14 protein-coding genes, 3 pseudogenes and 1 riboswitch are annotated in these 15955 nt (G+C 44.6%); of the genes and pseudogenes, 9 read left to right on the forward strand and 8 right to left on the reverse strand.

Annotation, left to right across the window (positions count from 1 at the left end):
• Nucleotides 1-17 precede the first annotated feature (17 nt).
• The 9 genes and pseudogenes from JCM19037_RS02355 (at nt 18) to JCM19037_RS24825 (ending at nt 10488) form a co-directional block, all read left to right on the forward strand.
• Nucleotides 18-2449: pseudogene (locus tag JCM19037_RS02355) on the forward strand (heavy metal translocating P-type ATPase).
• Nucleotides 2446-3279, forward strand: a complete 834-nt coding sequence (locus tag JCM19037_RS02360) for a hypothetical protein (RefSeq protein WP_052363466.1) — start codon at nt 2446-2448, stop codon at nt 3277-3279. Before JCM19037_RS02355 ends, JCM19037_RS02360 begins: the two are co-directional and overlap by 4 nt.
• Before the next feature lie 13 nt (nt 3280-3292).
• Nucleotides 3293-3433 (forward strand): glutaredoxin domain-containing protein, encoded by a 141-nt coding sequence (locus tag JCM19037_RS23905; protein ID WP_081828990.1) that lies wholly within the window; start codon nt 3293-3295, stop codon nt 3431-3433.
• A gap of 145 nt (nt 3434-3578) precedes the next feature.
• On the forward strand, nt 3579-3785 hold the full coding sequence (locus JCM19037_RS02370; protein WP_042397487.1) for a copper ion binding protein: 207 nt from the start codon (nt 3579-3581) through the stop codon (nt 3783-3785).
• A gap of 1578 nt (nt 3786-5363) precedes the next feature.
• The gene (locus JCM19037_RS02375) at nt 5364-6131 is read left to right on the forward strand and encodes a DoxX-like family protein (RefSeq protein ID WP_152548904.1); all 768 of its coding nucleotides are present in this window, start codon (nt 5364-5366) and stop codon (nt 6129-6131) included.
• Nucleotides 6132-6264: 133 nt separating this feature from the next.
• Nucleotides 6265-6864 (forward strand): DUF4166 domain-containing protein, encoded by a 600-nt coding sequence (locus JCM19037_RS02380; RefSeq protein WP_052363467.1) that lies wholly within the window; start codon nt 6265-6267, stop codon nt 6862-6864.
• A 170-nt stretch (nt 6865-7034) separates the two neighbouring features.
• Nucleotides 7035-9545 (forward strand): annotated as a pseudogene (locus JCM19037_RS02385) (5'-nucleotidase C-terminal domain-containing protein); the annotation flags it as partial.
• 155 nt (nt 9546-9700) lie between these two features.
• Nucleotides 9701-9784: a carbohydrate-binding protein gene (locus tag JCM19037_RS26530; RefSeq protein WP_238544509.1), complete on the forward strand. Its 84-nt coding sequence runs from the start codon at nt 9701-9703 to the stop codon at nt 9782-9784.
• Nucleotides 9785-10140: 356 nt separating this feature from the next.
• The gene (locus JCM19037_RS24825; protein ID WP_152548905.1) at nt 10141-10488 is read left to right on the forward strand and encodes a hypothetical protein; all 348 of its coding nucleotides are present in this window, start codon (nt 10141-10143) and stop codon (nt 10486-10488) included.
• Here the strand turns inward: JCM19037_RS24825 and JCM19037_RS26535 are convergent.
• The 8 genes and pseudogenes from JCM19037_RS26535 to JCM19037_RS02415 form a co-directional block, all read right to left on the reverse strand.
• Entirely contained in the window at nt 10478-10834 is a 357-nt protein-coding gene (locus JCM19037_RS26535) for an extracellular solute-binding protein (protein ID WP_238544503.1), read from the reverse strand. The genes JCM19037_RS24825 and JCM19037_RS26535 overlap by 11 nt on opposite strands.
• On the reverse strand, nt 10831-11046 hold the full coding sequence (locus JCM19037_RS26540) for a hypothetical protein (RefSeq protein WP_238544504.1): 216 nt from the start codon (nt 11044-11046) through the stop codon (nt 10831-10833). Before JCM19037_RS26540 ends, JCM19037_RS26535 begins: the two co-directional genes overlap by 4 nt.
• The gene (locus JCM19037_RS26545; protein ID WP_238544505.1) at nt 11043-11492 is read right to left on the reverse strand and encodes an extracellular solute-binding protein; all 450 of its coding nucleotides are present in this window, start codon (nt 11490-11492) and stop codon (nt 11043-11045) included. Before JCM19037_RS26545 ends, JCM19037_RS26540 begins: the two co-directional genes overlap by 4 nt.
• Nucleotides 11479-11775, reverse strand: coding sequence for a hypothetical protein (locus JCM19037_RS26550; RefSeq protein ID WP_238544506.1), 297 nt, complete (start codon nt 11773-11775; stop codon nt 11479-11481). The genes JCM19037_RS26545 and JCM19037_RS26550 overlap by 14 nt, the downstream gene beginning before the upstream one ends.
• Before the next feature lie 23 nt (nt 11776-11798).
• Nucleotides 11799-12607, reverse strand: a pseudogene (locus JCM19037_RS02400) (carbohydrate ABC transporter permease).
• Complete coding sequence (locus JCM19037_RS02405; protein ID WP_042397491.1) at nt 12604-13485, reverse strand: carbohydrate ABC transporter permease; 882 nt, start codon at nt 13483-13485, stop codon at nt 12604-12606. Before JCM19037_RS02405 ends, JCM19037_RS02400 begins: the two are co-directional and overlap by 4 nt.
• 94 nt (nt 13486-13579) lie before the next feature.
• Nucleotides 13580-15076 (reverse strand): uracil permease, encoded by a 1497-nt coding sequence (locus JCM19037_RS02410; protein ID WP_042397493.1) that lies wholly within the window; start codon nt 15074-15076, stop codon nt 13580-13582.
• 12 nt (nt 15077-15088) lie between these two features.
• Nucleotides 15089-15664: a xanthine phosphoribosyltransferase gene (locus JCM19037_RS02415; protein WP_042397494.1), complete on the reverse strand. Its 576-nt coding sequence runs from the start codon at nt 15662-15664 to the stop codon at nt 15089-15091.
• Nucleotides 15665-15743: 79 nt separating this feature from the next.
• Nucleotides 15744-15843: riboswitch (purine riboswitch) on the reverse strand.
• Between the last annotated feature and the right edge of the window lie 112 nt (nt 15844-15955).

Consider the following 15955-nt stretch of genomic DNA (forward strand, 5'->3'; position numbering starts at 1 on the left):
AGTTAGGAGGAAATGCGATGGCGAAGCAAGACATATCATTGCCGATACAAGGCATGACGTGTGCGGCATGTGCGAATCGAATTGAAAAAGGTTTACAACGTATGGACGGGGTAGACGACGCACATGTAAACTTTGCAGTCGAAAAAGCCAATGTCACGTATGATTCTGAACTAGTCGATGTTAAAGCGTTTGAAGATAAAATAGAAAAGCTCGGGTATCACGTGCAGCATGAGTCCATCACGTTTGATATTTCGGGTATGACGTGTGCGGCATGTGCAAGCCGGATTGAAAAGAAATTATCTAGAACAGACGGAGTAAACAAGGCGAGCGTCAATTTTGCGCTTGAGAACGTCACCGTTGACTACAATGAAGGGGTTGTCAACAAGCAAGGGCTTGTTGAATCTGTTGAGAAGATTGGTTATTCCTTGCACGAACAACAATCGAAAGAAGAAACCATTGATGCGAAAGAGAAAGAAATTCGCCACCAAACCGGGAAGTTTATTTTTGCAGCAATACTAACTTTACCGCTCCTTTGGACGATGGTGACGCATTTTGAATTTACTTCGTTCCTTTATATGCCAGAGATGTTTATGAACCCTTGGGTGCAACTCGCGCTCGCCGCTCCCGTTCAGTTTATCGCGGGTGCCCAGTTTTACGAAGGTGCCTACAAAGCGTTAAAAGGAAAAAGTGCGAACATGGACGTACTCATCGCGCTCGGTACGACAACCGCATTCTTTTATAGTATTTTCCTTGGGTATGAATGGCATGTCGGTGGGCAACAAGGAATGCCAGAGCTGTACTTCGAGGCAGCGGCGGTCATTATTACCCTCGTTATCCTAGGGAAATTGTTTGAAGTACGTGCGAAAGGCCGTACAGGAAAAGCAATTGAGAAACTGCTAAATATGCAAGCAAAAACAGCCATCGTCGTACGCGATGGCGAGGAAGTTGAAGTGGCTGTTGAAGACGTTGTTGTCGGTGATCGTGTGATCGTTCGGCCAGGAGAAAAGATTCCGGTAGATGGTACGATCCAAGCTGGAAGCTCAGCCGTTGATGAGTCGATGATTACCGGTGAGAGTATTCCTGTAGATAAGAACACAGGTGACTCGGTGATCGGTTCAACGGTGAATAAAAACGGAAGTTTAACGTTTGAAGCGACACGTGTCGGCAAAGATACGGCGCTCGCACAAATCGTTAAGGTTGTTGAAGATGCACAAGGCAGTAAAGCTGACATTCAACGCGTTGCTGACCGTGTATCTGGTGTATTTGTCCCGATTGTTGTCCTCATTGCCATCGGTTCATTCTTAACATGGTATTTCTTAATTGAACCAGGTGACGTTCGTTCAGCACTCGTGCCGTTAATTACGATTCTCGTGATTGCTTGTCCGTGTGCACTTGGCTTAGCGACACCAACGTCAATTATGGCTGGTTCAGGCCGAGCGGCGGAAATGGGTGTACTCTTTAAAGGTGGCGAACACCTTGAGAATACAAGGTCAGTAACAACGGTTGTTCTAGATAAAACAGGAACGATTACAAAAGGCGAACCTGAACTGACAGATGTTCGCGTTGCCGACGGGTTTAACGAAGCCGATATTTTACAAATGGTCGCCTCAGCTGAGAAAAGTTCAGAACATCCGTTGCATCGGCCATTGTTAGAGGGATTGCAGCACGTAACATTTCGTTTGACAATCCTGATACGTTTGAAGCATTGCCTGGTGCTGGAATTAGCGCAACGGTTCAAGGCAAGCAAGTGTTGGTCGGAACGAGAAAGCTTATGCGTGAACAAAGCGTCGATCTACAGTTCTTCCAAGCAGAAATGGAACAGTTTGAATCCGACGGCAAAACCGCGATGTTAATTGCCGTTGATGATGAACTCGCTGGTGTCATTGCTGTCGCAGATACGATCAAAGAAACGTCAGTTGATGCGATCGAACGGATGCAAGACCTCGGTCTGGAAGTCATTATGCTAACGGGAGACAATGAACGTACTGCACAAGCGATTGGGAAACAAGTAGGCATCGATCGTGTGATCGCAGAAGTCGTTCCTGAACAAAAAGCGAAAGAAATTGAAAAGCTACAAGCAAAAGATAAGTATGTCGCGATGGTCGGGGATGGCATTAACGATGCACCTGCACTTGCGGTTGCTGATATCGGTATGGCGATTGGTACAGGAACCGACATTGCCATTGAAGCGTCTGACGTGACATTAATGCGCGGGGACCTTCACAGTGTGGCCGACAGTTTTGTGATTAGTAACAAGACGATGCGCAACATTAAGCAAAACTTGTTCTTCGCGTTTTTCTATAACTCTGTCGGGATACCCGTTGCAGCAGCAGGCTTACTTGCGCCTTGGGTCGCAGGAGCGGCAATGGCCTTTAGTTCCGTAAGTGTTGTCGGGAACGCACTTCGTTTACAGCGCATGTCGTTTAAAGGAGTGAAACGTTCATCATGAAAATCAAAACGTGGGTTATCAGTGGACTCGTTTACTTGACCATTGTCGTTGTCGGTTATGCGGTTATTACCGGAAATTCGGTCATTGACGGTGGAGATCATGGGGAACATGAAGCACATGAAGCACAAGCCGCTGAAATTGAGGAGGAAAATGATATGAATGAACATGCTCATCACAATCATCATGGGTCTACCGAGTCAGAAGTTGAAGTCATTGTGGATCAAAACGATCAACAAATTACGGTAACGGTGCAAGACGCGGATGGAAACGCTCCGGCATTAGCGGTTCATCATGAGAAGGAAATGCATATGATCGCTGTTTCAAACGACTTAGCAACGTACCACCATCTGCATCCGGAGCGTGTGGAAGATGGCGTATACAAAGTGGACCATTCGTTCGCTCCTGGAACGTACCGAATCTTTGTTGATATTTCTCCTGAACACTTGGGCTACAAACCAGAACCGATCGACGTTCAAGTCGGCGATGTGATGACGAGTGAAGCAAACTTAACCCCAGATGCAGATCTTGTGAAAAGTGTTGACGGGAAAGAAGTCGAGCTAGAAATCGATGGTCTACAGTCAGGTGACGTCACTACGCTAACGTTTAACTCAGAAGAACAGGACACGCTTGAGCCGTACCTCGGTGCCCTCGGCCACGTCGTCGTCATCGACGAGGCTGGTGAACAATTTATTCATGTCCATCCTGTTGCTGATGATGAGACGGTTTTTGAAGCTCACTTTGATCAACCAGGCAAGTACAAATTGTGGGCAGAATTTAAGTTTGAAGATGCAGGAGTCATTGCTTTTCCTTACGTGATTGACGTTCAGTAACGGAGGCGTAAACATGTATCAATTAACAATTTATACACGGCCAATGTGTTCAGATTGTGCGAAGTTAAAAGAAGATCTTGCACGAGTGAACATCAGTTTTATTGAAAAAGATCTCGAACAACAACCAGAACAAGAGCAAGTGCTGAAGAAGTAAACCGGAACAAGAATTGTTCCGGGGGTTGTGTTTAAGGAAAAGGGAATACTAAACCAATTAAAAAAGCCGATTGTTTTTACCGGTTATGAGCAAAACGAAAATAAAATTCAACCATTCATCCAACAAATGAGTAAGGAGGATTAATATGAACACGATCGAACTAAAAGTTACTGGCATGTCTTGTGGACATTGCGTTTCGTCAATCGAAAACGGTGTTGGCTCAAAAGAAGGTGTCGATTCTGTAAACGTTGACTTAGAGAAAGGGCTCGTGACGATTTCTTTTGATGCAAGTCAAGTTCAAGAAGCAGATCTAAAAGATACCGTTGAAGATCTAGGTTATGATGTAGCGTAACGAAAAGGCAAGGAGAGCGCACCCGTTCTTCTTGCCTTTTTCTTATGTTGTGTGTAGATGAGTTAGGGACTGAGCGTCGATCTATCGGCTGAATTTTATTCGTTCGGTTTATCTTCGGCACCAGAGGTGCCGAAGGTTGGTAGCTCTTGAGGTTTACATGATTAAAACACGGTTTAAGTTCGGTTTAGAAACGAACGTTTATCGATCCACCAGTATCTGGAAAAAATCATCGTTTTTATGCGATATAGATCGCTAACATCCTAAATATGAGACGGCCATCGCCACCTGCGTGCCGAAATCAATGAAAAGCGATCTATATAAGTTGAGCGAAAGAACTTCATTGAATCGGATGACCGAGTTGGGCCTTTGCGGGTGAGTGCTTGCATATTGCGTGTTGAAATTCTTCTCATTGCACATCGACAACTTCGTTGTCGATCGTTTTTCGTCACTGCAAGGGTTGCGGGCAAAACGAAAACGTTTGCCTAAGGGTAAAAAGTTGGGACCGAGGGTCACCACCTAGCACAAGCATGTGACGGCCGGTCACGTATGTGACAATCCAGCCTTCAAACCGGGCACTTTCGGCACGCAACTGTCACAAATCGCACGATTTGTGACAGTTGACACCGTTTATGTGCGCATTCACGTTTAAAAACATGATTTTTCTTTCTCAAATGTCACTTAAATGAATATATGGGGCAATTTGGACTTCTTTCCACACACCGTAGCCAGGAGGCAGAAACGTGAACCGATGTCGTCCTTGTATTCTGGAGTTCAAAGAAAACACGGGGGACGTCTTTTGGGGGTCACTACCAGCGCAGTGAGAGCTGATGTTGCACTTGTGCTCTGGACTACAAGCATCCGACTATAGTTGAAAGCAACAACAAGCTACCGAATTAGAAATATGTTACGTTCATTCTATATCGATCACTAATCTCCTGATCATTCCCAGATGTGATTCAGCTATATAAGTTGAACTAAAGAATTTCTTCACGAACGAATGGTAGACCAACCGTTAAAGCCTAAAGTTCATCGACTTTGAGATCAATCGTCATCGGTTACAATAGACGTAGAAAAGATGGGTATCTACTGCTATTAGACTCCAAAGTGTACGGATCGAGTTGAATACCAATATTGAGCAACCCCAGTTCAGCGACGTCGTCTATTCAGGACCGTTGATTGGAACGAAAGGCGGTGATTCCTGCGGAAGAAGGGCCGAGACGAGACCCCGCAGGTCGTTAGACCGAGGAGCTCTGCCGGTCCTCCGCGGTCAAGTAGACACAGCGAACACAAGCGGCAGCGCCGGGTGAGATGATGTCGCACTTATACTCCGGAGTACAAGCATCCGCCTGCAGTGGAAAGCAACAAACTCTGCAATTAGGAAAATGTTAAGTTCAATCTATATAGAAGTGTTTGTGAGCAAACATTACGGCAACGTCGGTACTTATCGCTCAGCACAATGAGGAAGCGAGCATGAAGGCTGAGTCATTTATAGTACTGTTCAACTGATATAGAAAATTCGAGATGTAAAAGGCGTAACTTTACAAATAGTGGTATGTTGGAAGGAGGGAGGTGGAAATTGTGAAAAGGAAACCTGTTTATGTTGAGACGAACATTGATACCGATATGGATACATTGTGGCACACTACTCAAGAGCCGAATCTGCATGAGAGGTGGGATTTGAGGTTTACACACATAGATTATGACGAGAAACAGCCACATAATGATCAAGCTTCATTTACTTACGAAACGAAACTTGCATTTGGATTAAAGGTGAAAGGCAGAGGCATGGCGACAGGAGATGTTACTGGAGATGATGGCAAGAGAACATCGGGTTTGCAATTTTCGAGTGAAATGCCGATCTCTTTAATAAAAAAAGGGCGCGGGTATTGGCAGTATGAAGATACTGGGGAGGGGATTCGCTTTCTTACCCAATATGATTATTCCGTTCGTTTTGGCTTTTTCGGGAAAATGATTGACCGCATCATGTTTCGTCCGATTATCGGTTGGGCGACTGCTTGGAGTTTCGACGCAATGAAGATTTGGTTAGAGAAGAGTATTCCACCGGAACAAACATTGCAAAAACTGAAGATTCATTCAATCATTTGTATTGCGCTTTTTATCATTTTTTTCTACCAAGGTCTCGTTCCAAAACTACTATTTCCTGAAACCGGTGAATTGGACCTCGTCTCAGCGGTTTCGTTCATACACGGCTTTGAACGCGAAGTCGTTGCGATTATTGGCAGCGCACAAATCTTATGGGCGGTGTTGTTTGCTGCCGGTCAACAAAAAGGTGATGTTCACTGTGACAGCCATACTTATGGTCGTCCTCGGAGGGGCTGCAGTTAGCGCTAATACGGGAGTGTTAAACGAACCATTTAATATGGTTACGTTAAACGTTGGTGTAATCGCTCTGACATTCATTGGTTGGGTGAATCTTAACGGTGTTGCTCGAGCGAGACGAAACAAACGGAGGCCATAAATGAACGTGAAATCAATATATGAACAAGCCATCGGTGCACGATTTGAGCAATTGCATCCATTGCTTAAGAAGAAATATGGAAAACAATTAGGTACGCTTACAGCAACGGGTACAATGAATCACATTCGAGGGTCGGTCGTCTATCGGCCGGTTGCCCGTATATTTGCAAGGGATGATTTTTTATTTCCTGAAAGAGGAAGGAACGTACCATTCACGATTACGAACACGTATCACCTGTCGCCGCAAGTTGTCGATTGGGAACGTACCTTTTATTTTCAAAAAAATGTGCGAACGTTTTTTGCACGAATGTATTGGGATACGTCGAGTGAGCAAATTCTTGATCGACTTGGTCGGTCAGGAAGGTTTATGCAACCATTAGCGTTTACGGTCACCTCAAATGGAGCGCTACTCATCACCTCTGAACAAAGTTTCATACGATTGTTCGGTCGGTATGTAAAATTGCCAAAGCGAATGAGTGCAAAAGTGAATGTATATGAGGAAGCGATTGACGATGAACACATTCATATATTTGTTCATATTACGCTCATCGGTACAGTCATGATGTATGAAGGCGTTGCAACAATAGTTGAACAAAAGTGACCATTGTTGTAATGAAGTTTACTCATAGGAAAAAGGAACAACGTTTCTACAAGGACGATCCTCTTGATTGTCACAATATCGCAAAATTTTACACAGAATTTACGGAGGATCCATCATTTTTTGTTATTGTTGGGATACTTACAATCTATGAAAAAGAAAGGGAGTATCTCATGAAGTATAGGTTTAGAAAAGGGCTAGGAGTTTCTGCAGGGGTGTTGGTCGCATCAGCAATTCTCGCGCCTACGATTGATGCAGATTCACCAGAGCAGATTCGGATTCTTCATACGAATGACATTCATGCTTCTTTTGATCATTATGCAAAAGCGTCTGCTTATATCCAAGATGTAAGACAAACCGATGATCACGTATTGTATATGGATGCTGGTGACTATGCGAGCGGGAATCCTGTCGTTGACTTGAACTTTGGGATTCCAATGGTGGATGTGTTTAACGCAGCAGAACTTGACGTGCTTACGATCGGTAATCATGAATTTGACTACGGACAGGACCACCTGATCAACAATATGGACTCGTCGGATTTCCCGTGGCTTGGGGCGAATGTTGATACGTTAGATACGGGTGTTGAAAACCCTGAACCGTATGAATTGTTTGATGTTAACGGAACGACGGTTGGTGTATTAGGAATCACGCAAGCGCCTCCTGCAACAGCACCAGGTAATGTTGAGGGGATGGCATTTGAATCTGATTATGCTGCAGTTGCAAATGAGTACCAAGAAGAACTCGAACGCGAAGCCGACGTCATCGTTGCCCTCACACATATCGGAGTGAATGCAGACGTCGCGCTTGCTGAAGATGTTGATTATTTTGACTTGATTATTGGCGGTCACTCCCATACAACACTTCAAGAGCCTCGTGTTGTGAATGGCACGCCAATCCTCCAAGCAGGTGCGAATTTGAGTCACGTCGGGGATGCGGTCCTTACGCTTAATGATGGCGAGGTTACAAATGTCGAAGCTGAGCTCATTTCCGTAGACACATTAGAAGAAGTGGATGAGAATGTGCAGCCGATAATTGATCAGTACAATGATGAAATGGACGAAATACTAGGTGAAGTCATTGGCTATTCAGAGAACGGGCTTTCGCGTGATGGCAGGTTTAATGGGGATGCTCCTCTCGGCAACTTTTGGACAGATGCGATGCGTTCGCTCGGAGACGCTGACATTGCGTTTACAAACAACGGGGGAATACGAGATAGCATTCCGAGCGGTGATGTAACGTTAAATGAGATCTATACGATTGAACCGTTTGCCAATGAGATTATGCTCATTGAAATGACAGGCGAGGCGATTGAAAATGTGTTGGAGTATTCGTATTCTAGAGATCAAAGAAACCAGATTGATCTACAAGTATCAGGGATGGAATACGAAATTGTCACCGGAATGACAGGCAACTATTTAGACACGCAAATGACGATCGATGGTGAGCCGGTCGATGAACAGGCGACGTATACGGTTGCCGTTGCGGATTATATCGGTACTGGCGGGTCTGGATATGAATTCGAAGGTGAAGTAATTTCAGAAACGATTGGACTCATGACGGATGCGATGACCCAATGGGCACGTAGTCTTACCGATGCCGGAGAAACGCTCGATTATGAGCAAGAAGGTAGAATTAGTATCACCATTGATCCAGAAGGGCCGTTGCCAGGAACGATCATCGGTGCTACAGAAACGGGTCTGTATTCAGCAAACAAGCGTCTGCAAGACACAGGGATCGGTAATTTGTACACAGATAGCCTTATCGAACGTACCGATGCTGAAATTGCCATGCTGAATGGTTCATCTGTGACTGGGCAAATTCCTCCGGGTGAAATTACGGATGAGCAGATTGAATCGCTAGATGCGTTTGGAAACGAGATCGTACTCGTTGAAGCGACGGGGGAACGAATTGAAGAAATGATTCTTGAGCAGTCGAATTATCACCAAGGCGTCGACTTGCAAATTGCTGGTCTCAACTATACGTTGATTCCTGCGGAATCAGGCAATGGGTTTGATGATATTCACATTGAACGCGTCAATGGTGAGCCGTTTATAGACGATGAGCAGTATACGGTTGCTTATAATGACTTCATGCATGCGAATAGCTTTTATAATCTTGGTGACGAGCTTGATAGTTTCGGACCAGTATGGCAAGCGGTCGTTGACTTTGTAACCGACTACGATGGATCGATTAACTATGAAGAAGGCTCCCGCATCTCGATTGAAGGTTTAGACGTTGAACCAGATCCGTCAGGAGCGGTTAGTGTACAAGAGGCACTGGAGAACAATCAAGGAATTCGAAATGTGAGAGGATACATTGTCGGGAGCATTAACAATCAAGAAGTGATCCTTGGTGAAGGAGTGCACGCACCGTCGAATCTACTTTTAGCGGACGATCCGAGTGAAACGGATCGAGAGAAAATGCTACCTGTGCAACTCGTCAACAATACACCGGTTAGACATGGGTTGAACCTCGTTTCACATCCAGAGCACGTAGGTGAGCATGTGACGATTACCGGTGAACTGGATACGTATTTTGGAACGCCGGGCATGAGGAGTCCAACTGGATATGAGTGGGTCACCGAGTCGGGGCCGGGGCCTGAGTGTGTGTATGAAGAATGGTCAGATCAGGTTGTATATACGGCTGGCGACCGAGTTTCACATGAAGGGAACACGTATGAAGCGAAATGGTGGACGACGGGTGAAAATCCGACCCAATCAGGAACTTGGGACGTTTGGCAACTAGTAAAAGACTGCCAAGATGAAGAAGAAGGTGTACAGGTTTGGGGGAGACGATCACGTATTATGCTGGAGATGTCGTTTCATACGAAGGGAATTTGTATGAGGCGAAATGGTGGACCCGTGGAGAGAAACCAACAGATTCGGATGAGTGGGACGTTTGGAAACGGATCGACGGTTAAATAGCAAAACGCTCTGGAGTACACTCCAGAGCGTTTTTTAGGCTGAGTATCTTGCAACAATGCTCGTTTAGGTGGCTATGTTCGTCAGTCTTTTTAAGACGTATTGATGTTGGACTCCCTAGCTTTTCCAGACGCTTTTTCAAAGGATGAAAGTAGATATGACTTTCTTAATCGTGGCGTGACCGCTCCGTTCGTTTGCTGTTATTCAGATCTATATAAGTTTAACTAAAGAATTTCTTCAAGAACCAGCGGTAAGCTTGGTAAAGTGGAAACTGTGCGCGAGTTGAGACCAAACTGTTCTCAAGTTGGGAAACATCGCAGGAAAAGCGGTATATTCCTATAAACTAGGTAACAGAATGAGCGAACTCGGTAACAGATCACAAGTTTACGTGCACATCCCCGCCCCGAAGTACCCACAAGACGTCGGCGCGGATCGCGTCGAACCGAGTCCGATTTGGGTTCGGACAGGGTGCTCGCTTATGGGCATTGAATCTGCGCTCCAGTTGGACCAAACTGCGCGCAAGTTTATCGGAATGAACGCCAATATTGCTAAACTAGGCAAACTTGAGCGCAGAAATTGTAAACTTGAGCGCAAAATAGCACTCAGCACCGCCCCAACAACTAACAGCGCAAATCAGGAAAATCTTAAGTCCATTCTATATAGTAAACCATTTTTAGAAAGTGTCGTTGCTGTTAATTTATAATCGTGTTGATTTCTGACTCCAATTCATTTAAAGCATCTTCTGCGCTCATCCCTTCATGCATCCGCTCAAGCGATATCATGATTTGTTCTCGCACTTCTGGAAATGCATCCATGAGTGCCCCTTGTGTGGCAGGAGAAGGGGTCGTATTTTGCAACTGTTCCACCGATGTTAAAAATTGCGGGAATTCTTCATAGAGTTCTTCTAAAACCGGTTCATTATAAGCGGCGGTGTGGACAGGGAAATATCCAGTTGCCGCTGACCATTCTGCTTGCACGTCAGGTTGGACAGTGTACTTAACGAATTCCCAAGCGGCTTCTTGGACTTCTTCAGGAATGTCCGCCATCATCCATACGGAAGCTCCACCAACGATAACACCTCTGGGTCTTGACCATCCGGGTACGGGATTGCCGCTGTGCCCACTTCAAAGTCTGGTGACGTAATATTGTCATACGTAGCTGCTGTTGAATCAAGGTACATCGCAACATCTTCTGCAATGAAAGCAGCGCGAATGTCATCCCACGTTCTGCCGAAGTTTCCGAGAGTGCCATCCGCAATCATTTCTTCAATCCACGTGTAAATGGCGAGCCTTCTTCGCCATTAATAAACGTTTCGCTAGGATCACCAGCACGACCGTTTTCTTCGTTCACAAGTTCGGCACCTTGGTTGGCGAGCAATTGCTCAATAAACCATCCGTAAATGAGGAGGGAAAACCCGTACGTATCTCCATCCGTTAGTTGTTCAGCGTATTGTTGTACTTCACTAAATGTTTGGGGTGGGTCTTCAGGGTCTAATCCTGCTTCTTCAAAAAGATCTTTGTTGTAAAACATTAAGGCGTTGGACGTGTTAAAAGGCATCGAGTACAGTTCATCTTCGTACTGATAGTAGCTAAGAATATTCTCTTCAAGTGTTGATACATCAAACCCATCATCATCAATAAACGTTTGCATCGGCTCTGCAAACCCAGAATCAATCATATAGCGCGTGCCGACTTCAAAAACTTGCATGAGCGCAGGTGCATCGGGCGTTCCCGCTAACTGTCGTATTTGGGTGAGGCTTCTTCATAACTGCTTGATAATTGGCCTGTACATAGATGTCATCTTGGGATTCATTAAAATCATCGGCCATTGCTTCCACCGCTTCTCCTGCAGAGCCTCCAAGTGCGTACCAAAAATCGACGATAATTCGATCATCTTCTGTGTAAGCAATGTCTGATGTTTGACCACTACATCCTGCAGCAATCAATGCAGGAATGGATAGAGCTGTCATTAAACGCTTTTTATCTCTCATCTAAATCCCCCTTAAAAAAATGATTATCCTTTCAATGCTCCTGACGTCAAACCTCGTTGAATGTGTTTGATGCCAATAAACAATAAAAGCAACGTCGGTATCAAAATAATGACGACCGCGGCCATGACCATGCTCCAGTTCGTAGAAGCTTCTTGAGAGATCATCATGTTAATGCCAATTTGAATCGTTCTTACGGTCGTATCACTCGTGACAAGCAGTGGCCACAAATACATGTTCCACGTCGTTAAAAACCCGTAAACCCCAAGAGCAACAAGGACGGGTTTGGACAACGGTAAGGCAAATGAACGGTAAAAGCGAAAGCGACTACACCCATCGATCTCTGCAGATTCATACAATTCTTTTGGGATGGTCATAAAATGTTGTCTGAGTAAAAAGATGCCAAATGCTGTAGCTAGAAACGGTAGCGTTAATGTTGGTACGTATTTAGCCAGCCTGCATTCAAAATCGTTACGTAATTGGGGACAACTGTTGATTCCCAAGGAACAAGTAGCGTTGAAATAAATAAAAAGAAGAAGAAATTCCGACCTTTAAACGGGATGAACACAATCGCGAAAGCCGCTAGACTGCAAAGAACGAGTTGCCCGATTGTTACGCTAACACTTACGATCAAACTGTTAATTAAAAACCGAAACAGCGGGATGGAAGCAAATGCTTGCACATAACTATTGAAATTAAAACTTTCTGGAATGTAGACGCCACGATGTAACTCTCCCGAGTTTAAAAAGCTCGCAAGCAAGGCAAATAATAACGGGAAGGTGAGTAAAAACGCTGAGATAACGAGTAAAACATAGAGAAAAATTTTTCGTTTCATTGATAGTGCACCCGCCTCTCACCGAACTTAAATTGTAAAAAGGTGACGAGTAGTATGATGAAAAATAAGATGACTGCTTGTGAGCTAGCTGTTCCAAAGCGTGCGAACTCAAAAGCTTCTCTGTAAATGGAGTACACAATGACGTTCGTCGATTGGTTCGGTCCCCCACCTGTAAGGATATGAATTTGCCCAAATGATTGAAAAGAGTTAATGAGTGTAATGGTCGACACGAAAAATAATGTCGGTGAAAGCATCGGAATCGTAATTTTGAACAATCGCTGAAAATATCCAGCCCCATCAATTTTGCTGCTGTCGTATAGTTCATCAGAAATGTTTTGCAAACCACCAAGTAAGATAATGAAACAAATGCCGACGTTCATCCAAACAGTCGTAATCGCCACAGAATAGATGGCATACGTCGAAGATGTGAGCCAAGGAATGCCTTCAGCTCCGAAAAATCGTAAAAACTCATTGAAAACACCGAGACTCGGATGAAACAGAAACAGCCAAATGGCTGCGCCAGCGGCAACGGACACGCCCATCGTTGAGGAGAATAACACCCGAAAGAAAGCGATGCCTTTAAGCTTTTCGTTGCCAAGTACCGCTAAATAGAGAGCAAGCACAACGGTTGTTGGCACGGTGAGAAGCGTGAAGATAAATGTGCTCTTCATACTTTGGATGAACTGAGAGGATTGCATCCATTGCCAATAGTTTTCAAGACCGACAAATGAAAGTACTTCACCTCTTGGGCTCGTCTCCGACAAACTGTAGATGACTGTCATTATCATCGGGTAAAATAAGAATATTCCGAGAATGACGAGTGCAGGAAGCATATACAACATCGCTTCCCCAAAGTTTTTCCATTCGTTTCTACGCATAGACCATTCTCCTTATGTGAGCATAAAAAACCATAGAGACGATATCCTCACATCATCTCTATGGTTGTTCACATCCCATTTATTCATAAATGTTTTAGATTTGTACAATTCTCTTTCGTTTCGCCTGTATCGCATAATACCCAAAGAAGAGTACGAGTAGAAAATAGGCCATTGTAAAACTAGGGGCAGCGTTTACGGAAAGCTCTGGCGCATGGGTAAATCCAAAGAATGATAACAGCGCGCCGATACCGCTATAAATGGTTGCATGGGCAAACTTATGATCAATAATAAATACAGTGAGTGCACCGAGCACAATACCTGTAAACATCGCCCCTTGGCCAAGCGGTAGCAATCCAAGCGAAATGCTTTCCATCACTTCTGGAGCATCATTTTGAAAGCGAGTCATAATGTAATTGGCCACGTAAGGTAAGATGGCAATCACAACGGCAGGATAATATTTCTTTGCGTTCGAATGAAAAGCAGTGGCGAGCATCGAGACCCCTGCAAAAACGAGAATGGGGGCAACGGCTGCGGTTGGAATAACAGAAGAAAGAGCCCCAATTAAGCCGAATACAGCCGCTATCGCAAACACAATGCCGTTTAATAAGCTGTAGCCACGTCCCGCTCCCATCCATTTAGAGCCAATGGAAGCAACATAAACGGTCGTCGGAAAAACGCCACCAAAAAATGTGCCTAGTATCGTTCCGCCACCATCAACGGCTTGGCATTCTCGCACATCATAGCGATCCCCCTCAGCAGCCATAGCCGCTGTGTTGTTCATCGTTTCAATAGCGTTGTAAAGTGTAATCGGTAAAATAATTGCAAGTAAACCGACGAATGTTGTAAACAATGCTTGAAAACCAAAGAATACGTCCAATGTAGGGATAAATGGATAAAATCCGACATGAGCGAGTGCGTCCTGAACTTCAGCAACCGTAATTTCACCGATTGAAAAAGCGAGTAACGTTCCGACGATAATCGCAAATAAGGAGGACGGGATACGAAATGGAAGCATTACTTTTCCAAGGACGCCCATAAGAATAATAAAGAGGGCAACAAGTCCGACCATTGGAACCGCAAAGATTTCAAACAGCATCTCACCAGCAATAAAGGTGAGCGCAACGCCGGCGAGAGCGCCGAGCATCGCTGGTTTTGGCAAGTGTTTCGTTAACCAATTTCCACTTAGAGAAATGATTACTTCGATTAAGCCGCTAAGCAAACAGGCAGCAAGTCCAATCCGAAAAGCCAACTCCGCATTTCCACCGGTAAGTGTATACGCAGGGGCGAGTACACCGAAAAGAAAAACAAACATAACTGGCGTACTAATTCCATAAGCCATCGCTGTTACGTCCGTGCGATTTTCTTTAACCGCCAACCGTTTTGCTTGCTGGGCATAATATAGATTGCCAGCAATAACCGCTATTGCAGCACCAGGGATGACTTTCCCAAACACAATATCGGCAGGAAAGCCGATGGCAAGCATCGTTGCTGAGATAATGACGAAGTTCGCAAGATTGTTTTGGAAGAGGGCAAAAAAAGCATCGATGTCTTGTCTTTTGAAAAGTGGGTACTGCACAGTTTGGTGTGTCAAAACAAAAGCTCCTTATTGTGGGATGAATTGGATGTTGTCTTTGTCTAAAGAAGCAATTCTTGCTAACGATTCAACACGGTAGTGCTGTTCGGTTAGTTTATCGCGCCCAGGTTGGAACGATTTTTCGATGACAATGGCGATCGCAGTAACTGTAGCTCCAGCTTGTTCAACAACTTGGCATAAACCTAATGCCGCTTCACCATTCGCTAAGAAATCGTCGACAATAACGATGTGGTCATCCGCATGTAGAAATGATTTAGAGATCGTAATCGTTCTTGAAACTTGTTTCGTAAATGAGTAGACCTCTGCTGTGTACACAGAGTCATCCATCGTAATCGATTTTTGCTTTCTCGCAAACACCATATCTACTCCGTAATGTTTCGCGAGCATAAGTGCAGGGGCAATCCCCGAAGATTCTAATGTGACAATTTTCGTAACGGGTGCGTCACCTAGGCGATGTTTCCATTCTTTAGCCATCCCGTCCATTAACTCTGGATCAACTTGATGGTTTAAGAAAGCGTCAACTTTCAGAACGCCTGTCCCTAAAGTTGTTCCGTCAGTTTTAATTCTGTCTTCTAGTTGCTTCATTTGTCTAAAACCCCCGAAGTGCTTCATGAACAAAAAAAGCGACTTGTGTGCACAAAAGTGAACACAAGTCGCCAAAAAAAGCACGATAATGTTCACTCGTAGTCAGGAAATTACGGTTTCCTGGTAGAGACTTGCAAGCCAATCCTTGCGGTTATACGAGTGGTAGATATTTTAGAATTATAACGTATCCACGATCTGTTTGGAAAGATGGAAATGTGAGGAATTTGCAAACAAAAAAGAGTGAGAGGCGGTTTGCCTTTCACTCTTTGAAGGTTTTATGATAGTTTCGTT

It is taken from the genome of Geomicrobium sp. JCM 19037, from assembly GCF_000698105.1.
GTDB lineage: Bacteria > Bacillota > Bacilli > Bacillales > Marinococcaceae > Geomicrobium_A.

Coding starts and splice junctions, on each gene's coding strand:
- JCM19037_RS02360 (WP_052363466.1), top strand. CDS start 2,446: ATGAAAATCAAAACGTGGGTTATCAGTGGACTCGTTTACTTGACCATT.
- JCM19037_RS23905 (WP_081828990.1), top strand. CDS start 3,293: ATGTATCAATTAACAATTTATACACGGCCAATGTGTTCAGATTGTGCG.
- JCM19037_RS02370 (WP_042397487.1), top strand. CDS start 3,579: ATGAACACGATCGAACTAAAAGTTACTGGCATGTCTTGTGGACATTGC.
- JCM19037_RS02380 (WP_052363467.1), top strand. CDS start 6,265: ATGAACGTGAAATCAATATATGAACAAGCCATCGGTGCACGATTTGAG.
- JCM19037_RS24825 (WP_152548905.1), top strand. CDS start 10,141: ATGAGCGAACTCGGTAACAGATCACAAGTTTACGTGCACATCCCCGCC.
- JCM19037_RS26535 (WP_238544503.1), bottom strand. CDS start 10,834: ATGATGGCGGACATTCCTGAAGAAGTCCAAGAAGCCGCTTGGGAATTC.
- JCM19037_RS26540 (WP_238544504.1), bottom strand. CDS start 11,046: ATGATTGCGGATGGCACTCTCGGAAACTTCGGCAGAACGTGGGATGAC.
- JCM19037_RS26545 (WP_238544505.1), bottom strand. CDS start 11,492: ATGCAAGTTTTTGAAGTCGGCACGCGCTATATGATTGATTCTGGGTTT.
- JCM19037_RS26550 (WP_238544506.1), bottom strand. CDS start 11,775: ATGAGAGATAAAAAGCGTTTAATGACAGCTCTATCCATTCCTGCATTG.
- JCM19037_RS02405 (WP_042397491.1), bottom strand. CDS start 13,485: ATGCGTAGAAACGAATGGAAAAACTTTGGGGAAGCGATGTTGTATATG.
- JCM19037_RS02415 (WP_042397494.1), bottom strand. CDS start 15,664: ATGAAGCAACTAGAAGACAGAATTAAAACTGACGGAACAACTTTAGGG.